The 21,929-nt window shown below is 57.2% G+C and carries 28 protein-coding genes; 23 read left to right on the top strand and 5 right to left on the bottom strand.

Translation table 11 applies throughout. The features are described 5' to 3' along the window. The first annotated feature begins 1 nt into the window (after position 1). The 22 genes from ACLTXB_RS03700 (at position 2) to ACLTXB_RS03805 (ending at position 18,422) form a co-directional block, all read left to right on the top strand. Complete coding sequence (locus tag ACLTXB_RS03700; RefSeq protein ID WP_412260534.1) at positions 2–1,432, top strand: phage tail sheath family protein; 1,431 nt, start codon at positions 2–4, stop codon at positions 1,430–1,432. Positions 1,433–1,447: 15 nt separating this feature from the next. After that, a complete protein-coding gene (locus ACLTXB_RS03705; RefSeq protein ID WP_412260537.1) occupies positions 1,448–1,966 on the top strand; it encodes a phage major tail tube protein in 519 nt (172 codons plus the stop codon). Positions 1,967–2,051: 85 nt separating this feature from the next. Beyond that, positions 2,052–2,462, top strand: a complete 411-nt coding sequence (locus ACLTXB_RS03710; RefSeq protein WP_412260539.1) for a phage tail assembly protein — start codon at positions 2,052–2,054, stop codon at positions 2,460–2,462. A gap of 157 nt (positions 2,463–2,619) precedes the next feature. Continuing rightward, a complete protein-coding gene (locus ACLTXB_RS03715) occupies positions 2,620–5,937 on the top strand; it encodes a phage tail tape measure protein (protein ID WP_428226110.1) in 3,318 nt (1,105 codons plus the stop codon). Beyond that, the gene (locus tag ACLTXB_RS03720) at positions 5,930–6,139 is read left to right on the top strand and encodes a tail protein X (protein ID WP_412260543.1); all 210 of its coding nucleotides are present in this window, start codon (positions 5,930–5,932) and stop codon (positions 6,137–6,139) included. Before ACLTXB_RS03715 ends, ACLTXB_RS03720 begins: the two co-directional genes overlap by 8 nt. Then, a complete protein-coding gene (locus ACLTXB_RS03725; RefSeq protein WP_417050682.1) occupies positions 6,136–7,170 on the top strand; it encodes a phage late control D family protein in 1,035 nt (344 codons plus the stop codon). The genes ACLTXB_RS03720 and ACLTXB_RS03725 overlap by 4 nt, the downstream gene beginning before the upstream one ends. Continuing rightward, entirely contained in the window at positions 7,171–7,506 is a 336-nt protein-coding gene (locus tag ACLTXB_RS03730) for a hypothetical protein (RefSeq protein WP_148337721.1), read from the top strand. It begins immediately after the preceding gene. 2 nt (positions 7,507–7,508) lie between these two features. Then, complete coding sequence (locus ACLTXB_RS03735) at positions 7,509–7,910, top strand: phage tail protein (RefSeq protein ID WP_148337719.1); 402 nt, start codon at positions 7,509–7,511, stop codon at positions 7,908–7,910. 11 nt (positions 7,911–7,921) lie between these two features. Then, positions 7,922–8,245 carry a hypothetical protein gene (locus tag ACLTXB_RS03740; RefSeq protein WP_195457252.1) on the top strand — a complete coding sequence of 108 codons (324 nt, stop codon included), beginning with the start codon at positions 7,922–7,924 and terminating at the stop codon, positions 8,243–8,245. Continuing rightward, on the top strand, positions 8,229–9,356 hold the full coding sequence (locus ACLTXB_RS03745; RefSeq protein ID WP_412260551.1) for a baseplate assembly protein: 1,128 nt from the start codon (positions 8,229–8,231) through the stop codon (positions 9,354–9,356). Before ACLTXB_RS03740 ends, ACLTXB_RS03745 begins: the two co-directional genes overlap by 17 nt. Continuing rightward, positions 9,349–10,104, top strand: a complete 756-nt coding sequence (locus ACLTXB_RS03750) for a phage tail protein I (RefSeq protein WP_412260554.1) — start codon at positions 9,349–9,351, stop codon at positions 10,102–10,104. Before ACLTXB_RS03745 ends, ACLTXB_RS03750 begins: the two co-directional genes overlap by 8 nt. Before the next feature lie 2 nt (positions 10,105–10,106). Beyond that, positions 10,107–10,994, top strand: coding sequence for a phage tail protein (locus tag ACLTXB_RS03755; protein ID WP_412260556.1), 888 nt, complete (start codon positions 10,107–10,109; stop codon positions 10,992–10,994). Positions 10,995–11,219: 225 nt separating this feature from the next. Next, positions 11,220–11,633 (top strand): hypothetical protein, encoded by a 414-nt coding sequence (locus ACLTXB_RS03760; protein WP_412260562.1) that lies wholly within the window; start codon positions 11,220–11,222, stop codon positions 11,631–11,633. 382 nt (positions 11,634–12,015) lie between these two features. Further along, positions 12,016–13,206, top strand: coding sequence for an RNA-directed DNA polymerase (locus ACLTXB_RS03765; RefSeq protein ID WP_412260565.1), 1,191 nt, complete (start codon positions 12,016–12,018; stop codon positions 13,204–13,206). Positions 13,207–13,231: 25 nt separating this feature from the next. After that, on the top strand, positions 13,232–14,950 hold the full coding sequence (locus tag ACLTXB_RS03770; protein ID WP_412260568.1) for a DUF6273 domain-containing protein: 1,719 nt from the start codon (positions 13,232–13,234) through the stop codon (positions 14,948–14,950). Beyond that, positions 14,947–15,129 carry a hypothetical protein gene (locus ACLTXB_RS03775; RefSeq protein WP_148337705.1) on the top strand — a complete coding sequence of 61 codons (183 nt, stop codon included), beginning with the start codon at positions 14,947–14,949 and terminating at the stop codon, positions 15,127–15,129. Before ACLTXB_RS03770 ends, ACLTXB_RS03775 begins: the two co-directional genes overlap by 4 nt. A 13-nt stretch (positions 15,130–15,142) precedes the next feature. Further along, positions 15,143–15,268, top strand: a complete 126-nt coding sequence (locus ACLTXB_RS03780; protein WP_256176008.1) for a CD1375 family protein — start codon at positions 15,143–15,145, stop codon at positions 15,266–15,268. A 52-nt stretch (positions 15,269–15,320) separates the two neighbouring features. Further along, on the top strand, positions 15,321–15,437 hold the full coding sequence (locus ACLTXB_RS03785) for a CD1375 family protein (RefSeq protein WP_195325141.1): 117 nt from the start codon (positions 15,321–15,323) through the stop codon (positions 15,435–15,437). A 68-nt stretch (positions 15,438–15,505) separates the two neighbouring features. After that, a complete protein-coding gene (locus ACLTXB_RS03790; RefSeq protein WP_148337703.1) occupies positions 15,506–15,934 on the top strand; it encodes a hypothetical protein in 429 nt (142 codons plus the stop codon). A 15-nt stretch (positions 15,935–15,949) separates the two neighbouring features. Beyond that, entirely contained in the window at positions 15,950–16,315 is a 366-nt protein-coding gene (locus tag ACLTXB_RS03795) for a hypothetical protein (RefSeq protein WP_412260573.1), read from the top strand. Positions 16,316–16,328: 13 nt separating this feature from the next. Beyond that, the gene (locus ACLTXB_RS03800) at positions 16,329–17,984 is read left to right on the top strand and encodes a glycoside hydrolase family 73 protein (protein ID WP_412260576.1); all 1,656 of its coding nucleotides are present in this window, start codon (positions 16,329–16,331) and stop codon (positions 17,982–17,984) included. Between the two features lie 21 nt (positions 17,985–18,005). After that, positions 18,006–18,422 carry a hypothetical protein gene (locus tag ACLTXB_RS03805; protein WP_412260579.1) on the top strand — a complete coding sequence of 139 codons (417 nt, stop codon included), beginning with the start codon at positions 18,006–18,008 and terminating at the stop codon, positions 18,420–18,422. Positions 18,423–18,480: 58 nt separating this feature from the next. Here ACLTXB_RS03805 and ACLTXB_RS03810 read toward each other — a convergent pair whose 3' ends face one another. From ACLTXB_RS03810 to ACLTXB_RS03825, 4 genes are all read right to left on the bottom strand, one after another. Further along, positions 18,481–18,894: a hypothetical protein gene (locus ACLTXB_RS03810; RefSeq protein WP_412260582.1), complete on the bottom strand. Its 414-nt coding sequence runs from the start codon at positions 18,892–18,894 to the stop codon at positions 18,481–18,483. A 405-nt stretch (positions 18,895–19,299) separates the two neighbouring features. Beyond that, positions 19,300–19,626, bottom strand: a complete 327-nt coding sequence (locus ACLTXB_RS03815; protein ID WP_412260584.1) for a hypothetical protein — start codon at positions 19,624–19,626, stop codon at positions 19,300–19,302. Further along, positions 19,616–19,822 (bottom strand): hypothetical protein, encoded by a 207-nt coding sequence (locus ACLTXB_RS03820; RefSeq protein ID WP_412260587.1) that lies wholly within the window; start codon positions 19,820–19,822, stop codon positions 19,616–19,618. The genes ACLTXB_RS03815 and ACLTXB_RS03820 overlap by 11 nt, the downstream gene beginning before the upstream one ends. A gap of 70 nt (positions 19,823–19,892) precedes the next feature. Next, positions 19,893–20,462 (bottom strand): hypothetical protein, encoded by a 570-nt coding sequence (locus ACLTXB_RS03825; RefSeq protein WP_412260590.1) that lies wholly within the window; start codon positions 20,460–20,462, stop codon positions 19,893–19,895. Between the two features lie 282 nt (positions 20,463–20,744). Here ACLTXB_RS03825 and ACLTXB_RS03830 point away from each other — a divergent pair, with 282 nt between their 5' ends. Then, entirely contained in the window at positions 20,745–21,005 is a 261-nt protein-coding gene (locus ACLTXB_RS03830; protein ID WP_412260593.1) for a hypothetical protein, read from the top strand. A 47-nt stretch (positions 21,006–21,052) separates the two neighbouring features. Here the strand turns inward: ACLTXB_RS03830 and ACLTXB_RS03835 are convergent, their stop codons facing one another. After that, positions 21,053–21,871, bottom strand: a complete 819-nt coding sequence (locus ACLTXB_RS03835) for an LptM family lipoprotein (RefSeq protein ID WP_412260596.1) — start codon at positions 21,869–21,871, stop codon at positions 21,053–21,055. Positions 21,872–21,929 lie beyond the last annotated feature (58 nt).

Here is a 21,929-nt window from a genome sequence, read left to right on the forward strand (position 1 = left end):
AATGGCAGAGTATTTCCACGGGGTTTCGACGCGGCAGGTTGACACGTCGGTTTCGACCCCTGTTACGGCAGATTCCGGGATTGCGTTCGTTGTGGGCGCGGCCCCGGCGCACACCGTCGGCGGAAGCGTGAACGACCCGATCATGTGCCAGAGTTACGCAGAGGCCGTGGCCGCTATGGGGTACAGCGACAACTGGGAAAACTATCCGATCTGCGAAGCGATCTACGCACAGTTCAAGCTGTACGGCGTATCGCCCGTCGTATTCGTGAACATTCTGGACCCCGCAAAGCACAAGAAGAGCGTTTCGGAGCAGAATTACCCCGTCACGGACGGAAAGGTTCTTTTGCCGCTGGAAGCCCTGAAAGACACGGTGAACGTCACAGACTATACCGTGGGCGAGGATTTCGACCTGTTCTACGAGGGCGAAAACCTGATTCTCGAAGTGATCGAGGGCGGGAGCATTCCAGCGCGGACGGGAGAACTGACCATTGCGTTTGACGCGGTGGACCCCTCCAAAATCGCGGAGAAAGACATTATCGGCGGCTTTGAGGTAAGCACAAAGAAGTATTCCGGGCTGGAACTGATCGACAAGGTTTTCCCGAAATACGGAATCGTGTGCGACATGATTCTTGCGCCGGGGTGGTCCCACAAGTCCACCGTCGCGGCGGCAATGCGGGCAAAGGCGGAAACCATCAACGGCGTTTTCCACGGCGCAAAAGCCCTGATCGACATTGACACAACGGAAGTCACGCATTACGCAGACGCGCCCGCGTGGAAGAAAACGCAGAACATCAACGACAAGGCGGAAATCCTTTGCTGGCCCCTGTTCGGGCTGGGCGATTACGTGTTTCATGCGTCTGTCCACACCGCGGCGCGGATGACGGCGACCGATTCGGACAACGGCGGTTGCCCGGCGGAAAGCCCCTCCAACAAGTCTTTGCAGATCGACCGGGCGTGCCTTGCCGACGGAACCACCGTTCTTCTCGACCTGAATCAAGCAAACTACCTGAACAGCAACGGCATTGTAACCGCGCTGAACTTCATCGGCGGTTATGTCCTTTGGGGCAACGAAACCGCCTGTTTCCCCGCCGATACGGACGTGAAGAATTACTTCATTCCCGTGTCGCGCATGTTCGGATGGGTTGCGAATTCGCTTGTCCTGTCCTATTGGAGCAAGTTGGACAAGAAGATGACGCGCCGCCTGATCGACAGCATCGTGAATTCCGTTAATATCTGGCTGAACGGCCTTGTCAACGAGGAAAAGCTGCTGGGCGGGCGCGTGGAATTTCTGGAAGAGGAAAACAGCGAAACCGCGCTTATGGCTGGCAAAGCGGTTTTCCACATCTACATGACCCCGCCCAGCCCGATGAAAGAATGCGAATTCGTGTTGGAGTACGACGCGGACTATGTTTCGTCGGCTTTGGCGGCATAAGGAGGGAAAGACAACATGAAAGTTGACAACGGCACAACCAACTTTGCCGTGTATGAGGACGCGACGGAGTTTTACGGAATGGCGGAAGCTACGCTTCCTGAAATCTCGCAGATCACGGAGGAAGTCAAGGGCGCGGGAATCGCGGGCGCGTTCAACGGCGCGTTCGTCGGGCATATCGAGGCAATGACGCTGACCCTGAATTTCCGTTCCGTGACCGCCGACGCAATCAAGCTGGCAGAGCCGCGCAACCACCAGCTTGACTTGCGCGCGGCACAACAGTATTGGGACAACAGCGCGGGCAAGTTCATTCAACAGTCGGTAAAACACGTGCTGATGGTAACGCCGACGAAGTTCGCGCCCGGAAAGCTGGCCCCCGCCGCCTCCGCGGAAGCGTCCGGGGAGTATGCGGCGACCTATTTCGCAACCTACATCGACGGGAAAAAGGTCCTCGAAATTGATATTATCAATTTCATTTACTACATCAACGGAACCGACTATCTGGCCGACGTTAGAAAGGCACTTGGCAAGGCATAAGCCCGGCGGGGGTCCTCCCCGCTGGGCTTTCCTTTGCCCTTTTTCTGTATTTGAACCTATGAAAATCTGAATGGAGGAATTGACCATGAACGACACCGAGAAAAGAACCGCCGCAGAGGGCGCAGAGCGGCCCGCAGGCGCGGCGGAAGCCGTCACCCATGAACCAGCACAGGAAGCCGCAGAGAAGCCCGCAGAGGGCAACACGGGCGTTTATACGCACGTGTTCAAGAAGCCTTTCGAGTATGAGGGAAAGACCTACACCGAACTGACGTTCAATTTCGAGCGGCTTTCCGGGCGCGACATGGTTTCCATTGAAACCGAAATGCAGATGAACAACGAATACGCCATTGCGCCGGAAATTTCCCGGAGTTTTCAAGGGAAGATGGCGGCAAAGGCCGCGGGCATCGGAAGCGACGTGCTGGAAGCAATGCCCCTGAAAGACTTCAACAAGATCACCAACGCGGCCAGAAGTTTTTTAATCGACACGGGCTTTTAAGAAGCCCGGCCCGCTGGTGGCGGCGGGAATGCTTCAAACTGGCACAGGCGACCTTTACGCCCGTCCCATTCTGGCTTGACATGACCGTAACGGAGATCACGGCATGGATTGAGGACATCAACGCCGCCACAGCGGAGCAGAAGAACCAGAAAGCGAGGTGAAGAATTTGGCAGGAAGAAAGGAATATGAACTTCTCTTCAAACTGACCGCCGCATTGGGCGGAAACTTCAATGCGGCATTCAGTAGCGCGCTGAATACCACGCGGCAAATGCAAAACAGCCTGCAAAAGCTAAATTCTATCACCGGAAAGATCGACGCTTACAAAAAGCAGGAAGCCGCCCTTGAATCGAACCGTCAAAAGCTGGAACGACTGACCGCGGAGCATGAACGACTGCAACGGGAGATCAGCGAAACCGGAGAGCCGACGGAAGAACTGCGGGCAAAGATGGCGCAGAACGAACGACAGATCGCGGCGACCACATCGAGAATCGAGCAACAGGAAGCGCGGCTGAACGAATTGGGCGGAGAACTGTCCGACGCAGGGGTGAACACCTCCCGTCTGACCGAGGAAAACGAACGATTATCCAAAAGTTACGAGCGGGTCAAAAAAAGTCAAGAGGAATTGGCAAAGGTAAACGCCGCGTTGGAACAGAACAACGCGGCGATTTCAAAGACCAAAACGCAACTTGCGGGGACCGTCGGAACCCTTGCGGCACTTGGGACGGCGATTTACGCCGGGCCAGTGAGAAAGGCCGCGGAGTTTGAAGCGCAGATGTCCACCGTAGAAGCCATTTCCGGCGCGACCGCGGATGAAATGAAGCGTTTGTCGGATGAAGCAAAGAGAATGGGCGCGACGACGCAGTTTACCGCCGTGGAAGCCGGAAAAGCCCTCGAATACATGGCAATGGCCGGATGGAAAACAGACCAGATGTTGGGCGGCTTGCCGGGAATTATGAACCTTGCGGCGGCATCCGGCGAGGACTTGGGGCAGGTTTCCGACATTGTGACGGACGCGCTGACCGCATTTAACATGACGGCAGATCAGGCGGGCCGCTTTGCGGACGTGCTGGCGCAAGCGTCGAGCAATTCAAATACCAACGTGGCAATGATGGGCGCGACTTTCCAAAAAGTGGCCCCCGTCGCGGGTGCGCTGGGATATTCCGTCGAGGACGTTTCCCTTGCAATCGGCTTGATGGCGAATGCGTCCATAAAATCGGAAGTGGCCGGAACCTCGCTGAAAACCGCCCTTGCGAACATGGCGAAGCCGACAAAGCAGATGAAAGAGTACATGGACAAGTACGGAATCAGCCTGACGAACGCAGACGGAAGCATGAAGTCATTCCGCGAAGTGGTGGACAACCTGCGAAGCAGTCTTGGCGGGCTGTCTGAAACGGAGCAGGTGGCGGCGGCAACGGCCATTTTCGGCAAGGAATCCTTTGCGGGTATGCTGGCGATCGTCAATGCAAGCGAGGCGGATTTTCAAAAATTGTCCGATTCGGTCAACAATTCCGCAGGCGCGGCGGAGCGAATGGCACAAATCAAACTGGACAACTTTCAAGGAAAAGTAACGCTGTTGCAATCCGCGGTTGAGGGCCTGCAAATTGCGCTGGGCGACGCGCTGTTACCGACGTTTACCGAGGGTGCGGAAAAAGCCGCGGAACTGATCTCCAAACTGACCGAGTTTATCAACGCAAACCCGGAATTGGTGCGCACGATTACAAAGGTTGTCACCGGACTTCTCGCGTTCAAGGCGGCGGGGTTGGTGGCAAAGCTGGCGTTCCTTGACCTGAAAGGCGGGGTTCTGACCATTCAAAAGGTCATGGCCCTGTTCAAAGGCAAATTCGCCCTTGCGGGCGTGGAAGCCGTGGGCTTTGCGTCTAAAGTCAAGGGCGTTGCAAAAAGCGTCACAGGGTATTTCGGCGGAATCGGAAGCGCGGCGGGCGGCGTAGGCCGCGCGTTCGGGCAGATGTTCGCCGGAACGAAAATCGGAAACCTGTTTTCCGGTATCGGCGGAGCCGTGGGCGGCGTGTTTACCCGCGTGTTTTCCAGCGTGGGCGGCGTTGCTACGCGGGCGTTTACCGGAGTAGCGGGAACCATTACCGGAATATTGGGGCGGGCCGGGGCCGCAGTTGCGGCGGGTCCGCTTGGAAAAATCGGAAGCGTGGTTGCAAAGGGGTTCGGGAAGCTGTCAACCCTGTTCGGCCCGCTTCAAAAGCTGGGCGGCGCGATCTTGGGACCGTTCAGCGGCATTCTTGGGAAAGTGCTTCCCGTCGTGGGTGTAATCACCCTGATTATTTCGGCGGTGCAAATCCTACGGGACAATCTGGATAAGGTGCGCGAGGTCATCCGAAACGTGTTCGGTGACGCGGGCGTTGAAGTGTTCGACAAAATCGTGTCCGCGATCTCGAATATCGGAAGCACAATCCAGAGCATCTTCACAGACGGGAACTTGGGCGGAGCGCGGGACTTCCTGATCAACCTGTTCGGAGAGGAAGCGACGGGCGTTATCGACGGCGCGATCACGGTTTTGCAAACTGTGTGGAATATCCTTTCCGGCTTTATCGAGTTCGTGAATACCTACGTCCGCCCGATCGTGGAACAGATTTTTACATTCATCGTTCAAACGGTGCTTCCGCAGATCGCGCAGGCGTTCGCGGATTGGGCACCGACAATCGCATCCATCCTGCAAGGGCTGGCAACCGTCGTTTCGACGATCGCAACGGCCATTATGTCCGTGATTCAGTTTCTTATGCCGACGATTCAAAATATTATCAGCGTTGCGCTGACGACCATTCAAGGGGTTGTGTCCGGCGCGCTGACGGCGATTAAAGGCATTGTGGACGTGTTCGCGGGCATCTTCACGGGGGATTGGTCCCGTGTGTGGGAGGGCGTGAAAGGGATATTCAGCGGCGTTTGGAATTCCCTGAAAAGCATTGCAAGCGGCGTTCTGAACGGAATTATCGGCCTGATCAACGGCGTAATTTCCGGGCTGAACAAACTGAAAATTCCTGATTGGGTCCCCGGCATCGGCGGAAAGGGCATCAACATTCCGTTGATTCCGACTTTTGCAAAAGGCACGAAAAGCACGCCTGACACGTTCATAGCGGGCGAGGCGGGCGCGGAACTTGTCACGAATGCAAAGAACCGGACCGTTTTCAACGCGGCGGAAACCGGGGCGATCTTCCGCAATCTCGCAAACACCGTCAACACCATTCGGGCGGGGGTTGGCGTTCCGGCCCTGCAACTGGCTTATGCAGGCGCGGAGGCCCCCAGCGTGTCGGCACCGTCTATCGCGTCCGGCGCACGGCAAGCGTCGATCGTCATTCACAGCGCGCCCGTTTTCCATGTTGGGAGCGAGGCGCAGGCGGAGGACATCGAAGAACTGCTACGCAGGCACGATGAAGAACTGCTGGACGAAATCGAAGAGCGGAAGCGGCAACAGGAGGACGACGAAAGGCGGCGGAACTATGACTAAATACACCACCATAGCCGGGGACATGTGGGACGCAATCGCCTATAAAACGCTGGGCGACGAAGCGTACACGGACAGAATTATGAAGCTGAACCCGGAATACCGCCGCCTTTTCGTGTTCCCCGCGGGAATCGCGCTGACCATCCCGGAGCCTGAATCGCAGGTTGCGGCGGGGTTGCCGCCGTGGAAAAGGGGGACGGCATGAACGCGAGAAGAGCGGTTATCCGCCTGACCTTTTCGGGGGTGGATATTTCGGCGGACATCAACAAGCATCTTCTTTCGCTGACCTACACGGACAACGAAGAGGACAAGACGGACGACCTGCAACTATCCCTTGACGACAAGGAGGGCGTATGGCTGGGAAGCTGGCTGAATACGCCCTCCGCGTCAAAGGGGGCGGAAATCTCCGCCGTAATCGTGCAAAAGAATTGGGAATCGGACGGGAAAGACCGGGTTCTTGACTGCGGCGTGTTCGCCGTGGACACGGTGGACGGGAGCGGCCCGCCCGCGAAAGCGACCATCAAGGCCGGGTCTATCCCCTACGCCTCCACCATTCGGACACAGAAAAAGACGAAAGCGTGGGAGAAATACACGCTTTCCGGCATTGCAAAGGAGATTGCGGGGGCGAACGGGTTTACCTGCATGTTTGAATCCGCGTCCGACCCATTTTATCAGCGGAAAGAGCAAATGCAGGAATCCGACATCACCTTTTTACAGCGGCTTTGCAAAGCGGCTGGAATCTCCCTGAAAGTCACGGCAAAGATCATCGTCCTGTTTGACGCGGCGGCGTATGAGCAGAAAGACGCGGTGCGGACCATCCAGCGGGGAAAAGCGGACGTGGGAAGCTATTCTTTTTCCACGAGCCTGCACGACACCGCGTACAGCAAATGCCACGTGTCCTACACGGACCCGGCCACGGGGACGACGATCGAATACACCTACACCCCGCGGGACGCGGACAAGAGCGGCCAAACGCTGGAAATCAACGAAAAGGTATCAAGCCGTGAAGAGGCCCGGCAACTGGCAATGAAGCGGTTACGGGAAAAGAACAAAGGAGAATTCAAGGCATCGTTCAAGCTGGCCGGGGACGCGCGCCTTGTGGCGGGCGTGACGGTTCAGGTGGCCGGGTACGGGGCGTTCGACGGAAAGTACATCATCGAAACGGCGGCGCATTCCATATCCCGGAGCGGGTATAAAACTGATCTGACCTTGCGCCGCGTGCTGGAGGGCTACTAAATGAGCGAATTATCCGTTTTGAAAAATATGGTCCGAACGGGCATTGTCTCTTCCGTCAACGCAGGGAATCGGACGGCCCGCGTGACATTTTCGGACAAGGGAGAAAGCCCGATTGTTTCGGGAGAACTGAAAGTTCTGAAAAACGCGCCGTTCATCCCGGCGCAGAACGCGCCGCAACGGACAGAAACCGAGAGCGGCGGAAGCGGCGACGCGGCCTTTGCGGGCCACAGCCACGCCGTCAAGATCAGCCCGTGGCTACCGTCGCCGGGGGATTACGTGCTTTGCATCTACCTCCCGACAGAGGACGGGGACGGGTTCGTGATTGGGGGGATTTGACGATGGCGGAAATCGGAAGCTGGGGGACGTTCACCTTTTACGTTTCCCGGTCATCCATCAAGACGTTTGACGACCTGAAATGGGAAAGTTCGGTGAAGTACGCCACGCACGAGCGGCATTTGAAAGAGCCGCTTTTGGAGTTTACCGGGCAGGACGTGGAAAGCATGTCTTTCACCATGTTCTTTTCCGTGTTTTTGGGCGTGAACCCCATTGCGGAGGTTGCGAACCTGCTTCAAACCATGCGGCGGGGCGAGGCCCATTACCTGATCATCGGCCCGAAAGCGTATGGGACAAACAAGTGGGTCATCACCAAACTGTCAAATTCCCTGCAACGATACGACCGGGGCGGGAACCTGCTGGCCGCGTCGGTCAATGTCACCATGCAATCATATTCGAGCAGATAGGAGGGCGGACGATGGCTTACACCGTAAAGGCATACGCCCTTGAAAAAATCAACCTCGCGCCGGAGGACACCACGGAAGAGGTATTGCAGAACGTGGCGGTCATCCTTTCCACACCGAAATTTTCCGTTCCGTTGGAGCGGGGCTTGGGGCTGGCGCAACGGTTTCTTGACAAACCGATTCCGGCGGCGCAGTCAATCTTGATTTCGGAGGTACTCGAAGCGATCGAGGAATTCGAGCCGCGGGCGGAGGTGGAAAACGTGACCTTTGAATTGGGGGACAGGCCGGGGACCCTGATTCCCATTGTGGAGGTGAAGATCATTGGCGGCGACGAATAGGAGTTACCCGGACATTTCCTTTGTGGAAACCGACACGGAAACAATCGTGAACGCGCTGATTCAGTCATACGAGAAGTTCACCGGGCGCACGCTGTACCCGGCGGACCCGGCGCGGCTTTTCATTTTGTGGGTGGCGGACATCATCGTTCAAGAGCGGGTGAACATCGACTTTTCGGCAAAACAGAACGTGCCGCGATACGCGGAGGGTGAATATCTGGATTCCCTCGCGGAACTGTTCAAGGACACGTACCGATTGGAGCCGGAAAAGGCGAAAACAACCTTGCGCTATACGCTGTCCATCAAACTTGACACCGCAACCGTCATCCCGGCGGGGACCCGCGCAACACCGGACGGCGACGTTGTGTTTGCCACGCTTCAAGACCTGACCATTCCGGCGGGCCAGTTGTCCGGCGACGTGGCGGCGGAATGCACGCAGGCGGGAGAAATCGGGAACGGCTTTGTTCCGGGGCAAATCAAACAGGCGGTTGACGTGTTCCCCTACTTTCAAAGCGTGTCGAACACAACGGAGAGCGCGGGCGGCGCGGATGAAGAGAGCGACGCGGCGTTTTATGAACGGCTACGGGAGAGCGTGGAAACATACTCCACAGCGGGGCCGATGGGCGGATATGAGTATTTCGCAAAATCCGCGTCGGCCCTGATCGCGGACGTAAAGGCCACGTCGCCGGAGCCGGGAGAAGTGGACGTGCGGGTCCTGCTGGCAGGCGGAGAACTGCCGGAGGAAGAAATCTTGAAAGAGGTTTCGGAAATCCTGAACGCGGACACGGTGCGCCCGCTGACCGACCATGTGACCGTCAAGGCCCCGGAAACCGTGGCGTACAACATCGACGTGACCTACTACACACAGGAGGGCGGCGCAATCAGCGACGACGTGATTTCGGAGAACGTAAACGCGGCGGTGGGCGCGTTCAAGAAATGGCAGGCGGAGAAGATGGGGCGGGACGTGAACCCGTCCTATTTGATTCAACTGCTTATGCAAGCCGGGGTAAAGCGGGTGGAGGTCCGCGCCCCGGCCTTTGCGACGGTGAAAGACAATCAGGTTGCGAAAATCGGAACGACCACCGTTACGAACGGGGGTGCGGAAAGTGAATGACAACGAACTGCATACGGCGGATTATACGCGGTCCCTCCCCCCTCCCCTGAAAAGCGACCCGACCATGACGGCCCTTGCGCGGGTCATTGCGGAGCAGTTGCAAGGGACGGTCCGACAGACCGGGAAGAACATCATATACGCCCGGATTGATGAACTGGACGAACAGACGCTTGACGTGCTGGCCTATGACCTGCATGTGGATTGGTACGACTATTCCTATCCGATCGAAGTCAAGCGGCAGACCATCCGGGACAGCGTGCGCGTTCACCGGAGGTTGGGGACAAAATACGCCGTCGAAACCGCGCTGGGGGCGGTATTCCCCGGAACGCGGGTGCAAGAGTGGTTCGAGTACGGCGGGGAACCGTACATGTTCAAAGTCATCATCGGCGCGACGGAATCGGGGGTGTCGGCGGACCGGCAAGCGGCGGTTTTGGAGCGGGTGCGCTTTTATAAAAACCTCCGGTCCCATTTGGAAGCAATCAGTTACCAGATCGAGAAGAAAGCGACCGTATTCACGGCGGCGGTCCATGCCGTCGGCGTGCGGCTGGAAGTTTACCCCTATCTTGCGGAGGACATCGAGGAAACGGCGCGAATCAAGGCCGGAGCGGGCCACACCGTCGGCGTGCGCGTGGACATTTACCCGCATGTTTACCGGAAGATGGGGACGGACTGGAACGCGGTATGCGCCGCTTATATTCAGCAAACCGGGAAACTTGAAATCTTCCCGCAGAACAGAACGGAGGCGTAACAATGGCAGAAATCGAAAACACATACGGAAGCATTGTGACCGACGTAGGCGTTCAGCTTATCACACAAGCGGTCATGGAGGGCCAGAAAGTCAATATTACGACCCTCGCCGTGGGCGACGGCGGAGGAAGCTACTACAAGCCGAATTCCACGATGACGGCCCTAAAGGGGGAGCAATGGCGCGGAAAGGTAAACCGCGTGGAGGTCAATGAGAAATCACCGAACATGATCGACGTGGTGGCGGTGGTCCCCTCCGACGTGGGCGGCTGGACTATCCGGGAAATGGGCGTGTTCGACGACGCGGAAGAGCCGAACATGATCGCCGTCTGCAATACGCCGGACACGGAAAAGGTCATTATCACCAGCGGAGCCGCCGGGGAAATTGAACTGACCATGCACATCGAAATTTCCAACACGGGCGCGATCTCTTTTGTCATTGACCCGAACGTGGTCACGGCCACAAAAAAGGACCTTGCAGACCACAACACGTCGCAGACGGCGCACGCCGCGGAGTTTGAGAAAAAGGCAGACGTTACCGCCCTGAACGCCCACGCGAACAACAGCGATATTCACGTGAACCCCACGACGATGGGGAACTATGACACGGCCATTGCCGGACTGATCGACCACACGGAGGACACGGAAGTTCACGTTCAGCCGGGTGAGCGGGCCGCGTGGGACGCAGGCGCGGAGGCCGCAGGGCAGGCGGAGGCGGACGCGGCGGAAGCCCTGTCCGCGATTGCGGGGCTGGAAAGCCGCGTTTCCCGCGTGGAAGATGGCCTGTTCAACAACATCACCGGAAACCCGTTTCTTGTGCAATTTGATTCCCTTGACGGGGTGGTTATGACAAAGGGCATTTGGAACGCGGCCAGAAACAGAATCGAATGTTGAGGGAATACGCCTGCACGCGGCGGGAACTGTCCTGCATCATCGGGAATCTGTTTGCGGAGCTGGACCCGCCTTGCGCCGCGTGCGCTTCCGACGCTGACGAACTGACGATCAGCGGGCGGACCCATACCGGGGCGCAGGCGGTTCTAACTGTCACGGAATGGGGATTCCTGTTCGACGGGGACCCGTCGGAGATCGAAGAAATCCGGGGAAAGAGGTGCTTACGGCGTGGCGGATGAAAAGGAATTTATCATCATCACGAAAGCGAAAGATTTAGCCTTTCACACCTACGACATGACCACCGCCCGCCGCTTTCCAAAGCGGCACGGGAAACTTGCCGTAGACCTGATGGAATTTGCACGGGAAATCGTGATTCATATTCAGGACGCGAACGAACTTGACGTTCAGGACGCGGGAGAATTCCGGGAACGGCGGTATGAACAGAAACAGGCCCTTTCACGCTGTAAAGACATGCTGTTTTTGATCGAACTGGCCGAGCGAAAGAACCTGATTTCAACGGCGCAATGCGCGGCGTGGACAAAGTACGCCGTGGAAGTAAAACGGATGACGGCCAGTTGGAGGAAAAAGGACCTCGAACGATTCACGGAATCCGGACAACGGGGAAACGCGCCGCGGCGGTGATCGCCGGGGCGTTTTTCTTGGGGTGCGGCTTGTAGCGTCGAATTCGTACAACGTCCGCAACGTCAATTCCTCCGGCGCGATGAACTGGAACAACGCGTACAACGGCAACAGGGGCGTTCGCCCGCTTTGATGGAACACCGGGAACGAGTAAGCCGGACGGCTGAAAGCAGAGGACCATCATCAAAGGAAGCCGCATCCCTCCGCCGCGGTGACAGCGCGACGGTAAATACAAGATTGGTGAAGCAAGGCCCACGGGAACCAGCTTCCGCCCCGCCACGGGCGCGCGGCGGGGTCCGATGATGAAGCATTGCGACGGCAGGCGGAGGACCGCTTGCCGCCCCCGCAAGGCGGATTCTATACACGGCAAGGAGCATTTTTTATTATGCAACAAACAGATTTCGAGCGGGTCCACGATTTCGGGAACCTATACGCGGGGTTCTTAAAGGCCCGCCGGGGCAAACGGGGCAAAGCGAGCGTCGCAAAATTTGAAGCAAACCTGCTGGAAGCCCTTTGCCTGCTTTCGGAAATGCTGAAGAACAAGACCTACCGCCCGTCGGACTATTTCGTGTTCCGGGTCTACGAGCCAAAAGAACGCATCGTTATGACCAACGCGTTCAAAGACAAGGTGGTTCAGCATTCTTTATGTGACAATGTGTTGGAGCCTGCATTTTCCCGCGCCTTTATCCGCGACAACTACGCGTCGCAAAAGGGGCGCGGGACGCATGACGGCCTGTATCGGCTGGAAGCGTTTATGCGGTCCTACTATTTCGAGCGGAAAGCGCGGGAAGAACAACGGTGCCGGGAGGAGGGGTTGCCGCGGCCCGACCCGCGCGCCGCCCGCTATGCGGACGGCTGGGTCCTGAAATGCGACATATCAAAATATTTCTACTCGATTCCGCATGAACCATTGAAAGCAATGGTGCGCCGCTTCATCCGGGACCCGGACGTTCTATGGCTTGTCGATATGATCATTGACAGCACGGACGACCCCGGAATTCCGATCGGCAACCAGACTTCACAATGGTTCGCGGTCATGTACCTTTCGGGGCTTGACCATTTCATAAAAGAGAAATTGGGAATCCGCTACTATGGGCGGTATATGGACGACTTTTACTTGATTCACGAGGACAAGGCGTATTTGCAGTATTGCCGCCGGGAGATTGAAAAGTACGTGGCCGGGCTGGGATTGAAGCTGAACAACAAGACAAATATTTTCCCGCTACGGAACGGAATTGATTTTCTTGGATTCCGAACCTATATGACCGACACGGGGAAGATCGTGCGCAAGGTAAGGAGGAACAGCAAATGTAACGAGCAACGGAAGTTGAAGAAACAGCGGGGCTTGCTGGACAAGGGGAAAATCACCCTTGCGGCAATCGAACAGTCTTACGGAAGCTGGCGGAGCCACGCCGAAAAGGGCAACTGTCACCACCTGATCAGGGAAACCGACAGGAAGTTCAACCGCCTGTTCCCGGAAAGCAAATTGCTATGCAGAAAGAACAAAAGGCCGGAAAAGGAAAGCTATTTCTGCGGTTTTATCGCTGACCCGCGGGAAACGCTTTCCGAACAGTAAGTACACAAAAGGAGCGTGAAGCGAAATGCCGAAAGCATTAAGCACCCTCGCCGTTGGCGCGCTGGTGAAAGACACCGGAACGCTTTACAACGGGAAACCGATCATTTGGAAGATCGCGGACAAGAACCACGCCGGGTTTCCGGCGAATTCCGTCACGCTGATCACGGAGCGCATTATCTCGCTGAAATGCTTTGACGCTATTGAGCAGAGCAACAGCGACGGAAACCGCCGTTCCTACGGAAACAACCGCTGGATTTGGTCAAATATCCGCCGATGGCTGAACAGTCAAGCGGGGGCGGGCGCGTGGTACGCGGCCCAGCACGGGCAGGACGCGCCGCCGAACAACGCGAACGTGTGGAGCAACTACAACGAGTACGAGGCGGAAGCGGGCTTTCTGGCGGGATTCTCCGCGAACTTTATTGCCGCCCTGCTGACCACGAACCGGACCGTCGGCAAAGCGCAGGTGGACGGCGGCGGGACGGAGACATGCACCGACAAAATCTTCTTTGCCACGTCAACGGAAGTCGGCTTGTCGGGCGACGTGGTGGCCGGAAGCAAACTTGCGCTGTTCAGCGACGACGCTTCCCGGCAGGCAAAGCCGACGGCGGAGGCGGTAAGCAAGAGCGAGTACCAGACAAGCAGTTTGAACGCAAATTCGTTCTGGTACTGGTGGCTTGCGGACGCTTACGCGTCGGATTCGTACGACGTCCGCTACGTCAATTCCTCCGGCGCGATGAGCTGGAACGGCGCGTGCGACGGCGACCGGGGCGTTCGCCCGCTTTGTAATCTAAAATCTGAAATCTTGGTATCTGACAGCCCGGATTCGGACGGCGCATACAGCATCGTATGGAACCGCGCCCCGTCGGTCCCGGATTCCATCGACGTTCCGAGCGACGTTCGGGGCGGCGAAAGCCTGATTGTGAATTGGGGAACGTCCACCGACCCGGACAACAACCTTTCGGGGTACGTCCTCGAACGGCAGTACAACGGCGGCGGATGGGCGCAGGTCTACAAGGGAATCAACCGGACGCACACCGACCAGATCACAAAGGGATGGGAGAATGTGGCGTACCGGGTCAAAGCATACGACAGCGCGGGCGCGGAATCGGCGTACAAGACCAGCGCGACGCGGACGGTCATCAACAACACGCCGCCCACGATCAGCGGGACAGATACGGACCTTGGGGCAAAGACCGGAGCGTTCGACCAGAAATACACCGTCACAGACCCGGACAGCGGCCAGACGATCACCGTCGTTGAGAAGATCGACGGGGCGCAAAAGCGGTCCTACGCCGCGACCAGCGGGCAGGAATACACGTTCAGCGTGACCGCGGATGAATGGCGGAAGCTGTTGAACGGGTCCCACACGCTGACGGTGACGGCGACGGACAATTACGGCGGAACCGCGACGCGGACTTACACATTCAGCAAGAACGAAACCGAAATTGAACTGACCCTTGCAACGCCCCTTGAAGCCGACGACATGGTGACAAAGGCGATCATGTCCATTACCCGGCAGATTCCGGCGGGCGCAGAATTCACCGTGGAGGCGTGCAACAACGGCAACGACGATTCCCCCACGTGGGAGGACGTTACGCAGGCCGTCACCAGCGGGAGCAAGTTTTTCCTTTCCAACGACAGCAAGACGGCGGCGGAATGGGGATTCAATTTCCGAATCAAGGTGAAGCGGAACAGCGCAAGCGGGGATTGCTTCATTTCTTCCGTGGGAGGTAATTTTGAATGAGCGTACAGCACAAGGCGACCAGTATCAAGAACAAGCCGAAATCGGTTGAAGAACTGACCCGCGAAAACGAGCAGTTGCGGGAGAAAAACGAGAGCCTTTCGGGGCAGGTCACAGACCTGCAACTTGCCCTTTGCGACGTTTACGAAATGATCGAAGCGACCGTGTACGGCGCGGAGTAAAGGAGGGGTGAACATGGAGCGGGTCTATGCCGATCTGATTCAAAAGGGGCTGAAAACGATTGATGATGTCCCGGAGCGGTTGCGCGACAAGGTGCGCGAACTGCTGAAAACGGCTGAAAGCGGGGGCGGCAATGAGTAACGCGCTGTTCCTGCTTTTTGCATACATCTTTTGCCGAAAGGAGGTGGAAACGATGGCTGTTGTTTATGCAACCCTGATCGTCAAGGGCAAAAAGACCTTGGAGCAGGTCCCCGCACGGCTGAAAGCCGAGGTGGAAGATCTGCTGACCGCCCTTGAAATCACCCTTTAAGGGAGGCGGAAAGGCCCCCGGCGCGCAATCCGCGCCGGGGGCGATCTTCTACACGGAGGGAAACAGACGTGACATTGAACGACTTATTTTCCGGGGGTGGTGCCGTCGGCGTTCTGCTTGTCGCTTTGACCCTGATCGAGATTGCCCCCATTAAGATCAACCCGTGGTCAAAAATCGGAAAGGCAATCGGGAAGTGCGTCAACGGCGACGTGATCGAAAAGCTGGACGAAACCAGAAAAACCCTTGATGACCATATCAGGACAGACGACGCGCGAAATGCAGATATGCACCGGGCCGCAATCCTGCGGTTCAACAACGAACTGTTGCGGGATATTCCGCACACGCGGGAAGAGTTCATCGAAGCATTGAGCGAGATTGACAGTTACGAACGATACTGCGAGGAACACCCGGACTACAAGAACAACCGGGCGACGCACGCCGTCGCAAACATCAAACGCGTGTATGATGACAGGTTGGTCAAACACGACTTTTTGTGAAAGGCGGCGCGGAATATGCAATACCTGATCAGCATTGCCGCAGGGCTGGCGGGCGGGATTGCCGCCGTTCTGCTGTTCGGCAGACGGCGGAGCCGCCGCCGGACAGACAGCAAGAGCGACCGCCGAAAGATCGAGTTTTCAAAGCTGGTTCTTTCGGCGGTCCTTTTAACCTATTTTGCGGGGTTTGTCATCGGCGCGCGGGCCGTGGCCCTTGACCCGTCGCAACTTGGCGTTTTCCTCGCCTATGTGGGAACCCCGGCGGCAACGGCAATCGGCTTTTACAGTTGGAAAGCAAAGGCGGAAAACGTGGTGAAGATCAAGCAGGCAAACCCGACGGCGACGGAGGGAATGCCCGTAGACCTGAACAACATTCAGCCATAGCGGAGGAACACAAATGACACAGGAACAGAAAGCATTTATTGAGCGGGTGGGCGCGCTGGCCGCGGCGGATATGCAAAAAAGCGGCGTGCTTGCCTCGCTGACAATCGCGCAGGCGATTTTGGAAAGCGGCTGGGGAAAATCCGGCCTGACCGTCAAGGCAAACGCCCTGTTCGGCATCAAGGCGGGGACAAGCTGGAAAGGCCGGGTTTACAGCACGAAAACGCAAGAGTGTTACGACGGCGTGAACTTTACCACCGTGACGGCCCTTTTCCGGGCATACGACAGTTGGGAAGAGAGCGTGGAGGACCATTCGGCGTTGCTGACGGGCGCGGCCCGGTACAAAGCCGTTGTCGGGGAGCGGGACTATAAGACCGCTTGCCGGGCGATCAAGGCGGCGGGCTACGCCACGGACCCGAACTACACGGACAAGCTGATTCAGATTATCGAATCATACGGCCTGACGGCCTACGACGGCGCAGGACAGGCCGGAGCGGGCGGCGGGTCAAATATCACGGCTGGGGCGGAACGCCCCGCAGACGCGAAAGGAGAGGGCAAAATGAAAGCGTCTGAATTCATCAAGAAACTGCAAGACATCGTGGACCATTACAAGACACTGTACGTCATGGGCTGTTTCGGCGCGCCCCTGACCGGGGGCAACGTGTCCCGGTACTGCCAGAACCACAGCTACAACAAGCAGGCGGCGCGCACGGCCATGATCAAGGCCGCGGCGAATCAGAACCCGCCCGTTTTCGGCTTTGACTGCGTGTGCATGATCAAGGGCGTTTTGTGGGGCTGGAACGGCGACGCGTCCAAAACCTACGGCGGCGCGTCCTACGCATCCGGGGGCGTGCCGGACATCGGAGCCGACACCATGATTACGAAGTGTTCCGGCGTTTCCACCGATTTCAGCAAGATTGTTCCGGGGGAGGCTGTCTGGCTTTCGGGTCATATCGGCGTTTACATCGGCGGCGGAAAGGTGATCGAGTGTTCCCCGGCGTTCAAGAACTGCGTACAGGTGACGGCGTGCCTGAACATCGGCGCAATCTCCGGCATGAACGGGCGCAGGTGGACCAAACACGGTAAATTGCCGTATATCACCTACGACACCGCGGGCGCGGCCACAGGCGGCGCAGGAACGGCGCAGAAGCCTGGCGGGACCTCCGATACCTCCGGCGCGCTGGCGTTCGCCGTGGGCGACGTGGTGCGCTTTACGGGCAACGTGCATTACACCAACGCAAGCGCGGCCAGCGGGAAAGCGTGCAAGCCGGGCAAGGCGAAAGTCACCATGATTTCAAAGGGCGCAAAACACCCGTACCACCTTGTCAAAGAGAGCGGCGGCGGGTCCACGGTTTACGGCTGGGTCAACGCGGCGGACGTTCAGAGCGAGGCGGACGCGGCCATTGACAAGCTGGCGGGGCTGGGGGTCATCAACTCCCCGGACTACTGGAAGAACGCCGTTGCCGCCGGAACGGTGCAATACCTCGATCTTCTCTTTATCGGCGCGGCGGAGTACATCAAAAAGGCCGGGACGCGGTGCGCAACGCCGCAAGCGGGCGTTGACGCGCTGGCAAAAGCCGGGGTCATCAACTCACCGGACTATTGGTTGCAGAATTACGGAAAGTTGCAGAGCCTTGGAACTCTTCTTTGCGCGCTGGGCGGGTCCGTGTAATGTGAGAAAGGAGAAACAACAATGAGCATCATTCAATTTCTGGCCGCGAATTGGGACAGCGTTCTTGTGGTCCTCGCGTTCCTTGTGCTGGTTGTCGTGCTGATCAAGCGCGGACAAACAAAGATTCTGAAAAAGATTCTCTTCAACCTTGTCACGCAGGCGGAAAAGCAGTTCGGCGGCGGAACGGGGTCAATGAAGTTCGCCGCCGTCGCGGACTGGATTTACCAGAGAATCCCGGCGGTGCTGAAACTGCTGTTCACGGAAAAGGATATTGCGGACATGATCGAAGCCGTGTTGGAGGAAGCGAAAAAGGCGTGGGGGACCAACGAGAATTTGAAAGAGTACGTGGAAACCTCGCCCATTGTGGAAAACCTGCTTGCGCTGGGGATTGACCCGGACGCGGTGGAGGAACAGGGCGCGCCGGAAAACAACAACTAAAATTGTCCGATTCGGACAACACGAAGCCCGCCGGGGAATGACCCCCGGCGGGCTTTTTTTATGCGCTGACCGTGGACACGTCAAGCCGGAACGCGAGGTCAAGGACCTTTGCGCGGGTTGCGGCGTTGCGCTGAACGGCATCTTCCAACGTGGCACGAACCCCAGCGGGAGCGAGAGACAGGCCGTAGGCAATCAGGCGATCTTCCACCGCTTTCAGCGCGGCGCGGGCGGCGTTCAGTTCTTCTTCAAGCCCGGCGGAAGCAATGAGCGCGGCGCATTCGGCGTTTGCCTTTTCAAAGGCCGCGTCATCCTCCATGCAGTAAAGGAATTCGGGAACGGAGCCGTCGGGATTGACAATGCCGTTGTCGGCAATGAATTTCTTTTCGATGGCCTCTTGTCGGGATTCGACTTCCTGCACGCAGGCTTTGGCGACCATATAGGCCCGCTGGAACTTGTTTGCAGTTCTTTTCATGTTCATTCCCCTTTCTTGCGGCGGCAATAGACCGCGGCGGCGATAATCAGTTTCACAATGGCAACGACGATCAGGAAGATTCCGAGTTTTGCAAGCATGGTTGACAGTTCAGAAGAAAAAGTGTATTCTATGGGTGGGCGGTGAACCCGCCCATAGAATACGGGGTTTCGGCTTACGTGTGCTTATCAATCAGGAGTAACGCAAGCCCTACCAGAAAGTCCACGATTGCGGTTATTACGATGGTGCGAACATCGACCCGCGATTTCGTGGGCTTTTTCTTTTTCTTCTTCACCGTTTCACCCCCTTTCTGTTTATTATTATACTCACGTGAGTATGAAATGTCAAGAGGAAAACGAAAAAAATTCAAAAAAATTACGCCGCCGTGGGAGGTTCGGCGGCGCGGGGTCAATCGGTATTTTCAATCAGGCGCATCACACGCAAGGCGAGATCACGGGCGGGCGCGCCCTCCACGCTATCAGCATAACGGCCCAGCACACCAAGCAAGCGCGCCTTGTACGCGTCAACCTCCGTCGGTATCTTTACGCCGTAGCGGGTTTCGTAGCAGTCGCGGCAGAGGTAAGGCGCGTTTGCGGTGATCGCCCCGTTGCTTTCGTCGGTGTACTGATACGCCCGGCAACTGCAAAGGGGCTTTCCACAGGATTCACAATGCCCGGAGAACTTGCGGGAGCGGGTGCGGGCCGTCCGGGTCATGCGGTGGGGCTTATTCGCCACAGAGACGCCGCCTCCCCTCTTCATCAAGAAGCGCGTCAAGCTGTTCACAGGTGACGACGCGGGCAGATGGATATTTGCAGACGTTCCGATAATACCGGGCCGTTTTAACGGCGAGGTCATAATCTGCGCTTGTCACCGCGGAAATGTGGCCCGCAGAATCGAAAGCAACAGCGGCATAACAAACAGAATCGTTCATCGGGAAACCTCCATAGATTAGATTTTGATTTCGGAACAAGGGGCGGCGGTTTGCGCCGCCCCTTGTTGGTTTATCCGGCCACGAACACGCCCAGCGGAGAGCCACCCGCAGACCGCCACCCGCGGCGGTGAATGTCGGAGAGGAGGACCCGTTCGGGACGGTCCGGGCGGCTGTCCCAGCGAATCAGGGCAAACACGCCGCCGCGGAAGAAACGACCGTCGGGGACATCCTCGAAGCCGATCACCGTTCCGCCCTCCACGGGATAGCAGGAACCGCAGACGCATTCGACGCGCTGGCCGATCATCACAATCACAGTTCCGTTGTCGGCGGGCTGGGAAATGGTGATCACGTTGGCGGGGGCCGCGTCCGCTACCGGAGCTGGGGCGGCAGGCTTTTCCACGGCGGGGGCCTCTTCCACCTGAACCTCGCGTTCAGCGCGGAACGTGGGAGCCATAGAATAGCGGTCCGGCTGGATATATTCGCCGGAATCATCGAAGCGAATCTTGGAACGGCGGGATTCGCCCATATACTCATAAGAAACGGTTTTTGCGGTCCGCCCGGTGATCTTGATGGAGAAAACGCACTCGCTGTCACAAATGCTACGCGTGAAGTATTCCTTGCCAATCTCAAACTTGTTCATGTGATTACCTCCCATATATGAAACCAGAAGTTGAAGTGTTGTCGTTACCGTGTCGGCCCCCTTTTCGTGTCGGCCCGTAAGGTTGGCCCCCGCCGTATTCTTTACGCCCCGGCGGGTGGGCGGCTTGCGCTTCCCTCTTTCTGTCTCTTATTATACTCACGTGAGTATGAAAAAGCAAGATGGGAAGTTGCACAAAAATACTCACGTGAGATTGTATAGATTTTCATACTTGCGTGAGTATTTGAAAAATGATATAATCAACGCAGAAAGGAGGCGGAACACATGGAAAAGAAAAAGTATGCGTGCAACACGCGGGCGAAGAACAAGTGGAACGCCGAAAATTACGACCGCCTTTACCCCTATGTGAAGATCGGGAAAAAGGCGGTCTACCAAAAAGCGGTAGAAGCTGGCGGATTTGAAAGCCTGAACGACCTGATCGAGACGGCGACGGACAGAATCGCGGCGGAGGTTTTGGGGCTGACCACAGAGCAATACGCGGCGGAAGTGCAGGCCGCGGCGGAGAAAGCAAAAAAAGAAAGATGAATGAGCATAGAAAACGGCGGGCGTTGAATCATGCCCGCCGTTTTTTCTTACCCGTTCAACGCCGCGTGCTGGTAAAAGTCGTCGCAGATCACGGGAATGTTGTTGTAATCGAAGTTGTCGAAGTTGATCTTGCCGATGGTGTCTTTGTAGAACGTCGCTTTCATCACGGTTTCGGTGGACGTGTTTCCGTAAGCGTCCACGAGCGGGAAAGACCAGAAAAGCGTTACGCGCCCGATGTCGTCGCGGGATTGCAGGGATTCCAGAATGTCGGCGGCCTGCAACAGCATTCCTTTCCGAACCATATTCGAGGTTAAATTATCTTTCCCGGAAAGATAGATGTCCACAAAGGAGCCGTCCGAACTTTCCCCGACGCTGGCCGCGTCGTAAATACTGACATCTTCTTTTTCGGCATTGGCCGCGGTGATCGCGTCGTCAACTGCCTGTTCCAGCGTGGCCGGAGTTTCCGGCGCGGCGGGGTCATCCGTGGGCGCGGGTTCTACGGGAGCCGGGGCGGGGTTCGGGTAAAGTTCCTCCCCGTTGTATTCCACGCGGTCAACCACGCCGTCGGTGTAATAGACATCGTACACGTAAAGCCCGGCGGAAACCTGACAATGCCCGTCGTCGCCCGCCTTTCTGGTGACATTTGTTACTTTTGCTTCCATGCCGCAGGACACAAGGACGATGAATACTTCATCGGCCTGTTCCGGCGTGATCGCCATACCGGAAGAAAGCGCGCCTTGCGAATCGGCGTAAAAGTCGTACTGTTCGGACAATTCGGCGTGCTTGGGTGTGTCGTAGTCCGCAAGACAGCCGGAGAGGGACAGCGCAAGGCAGACGGCGAGAAGCAGGGAAATCAATCTTTTCATGTGTGGTCCTCCATTCCGCCGCCCGGAGTGCCGGGCGGTTCGTGTTTTACGGCTGAAT

The sequence above is a fragment of the Flintibacter sp. genome, assembly GCF_046973065.1.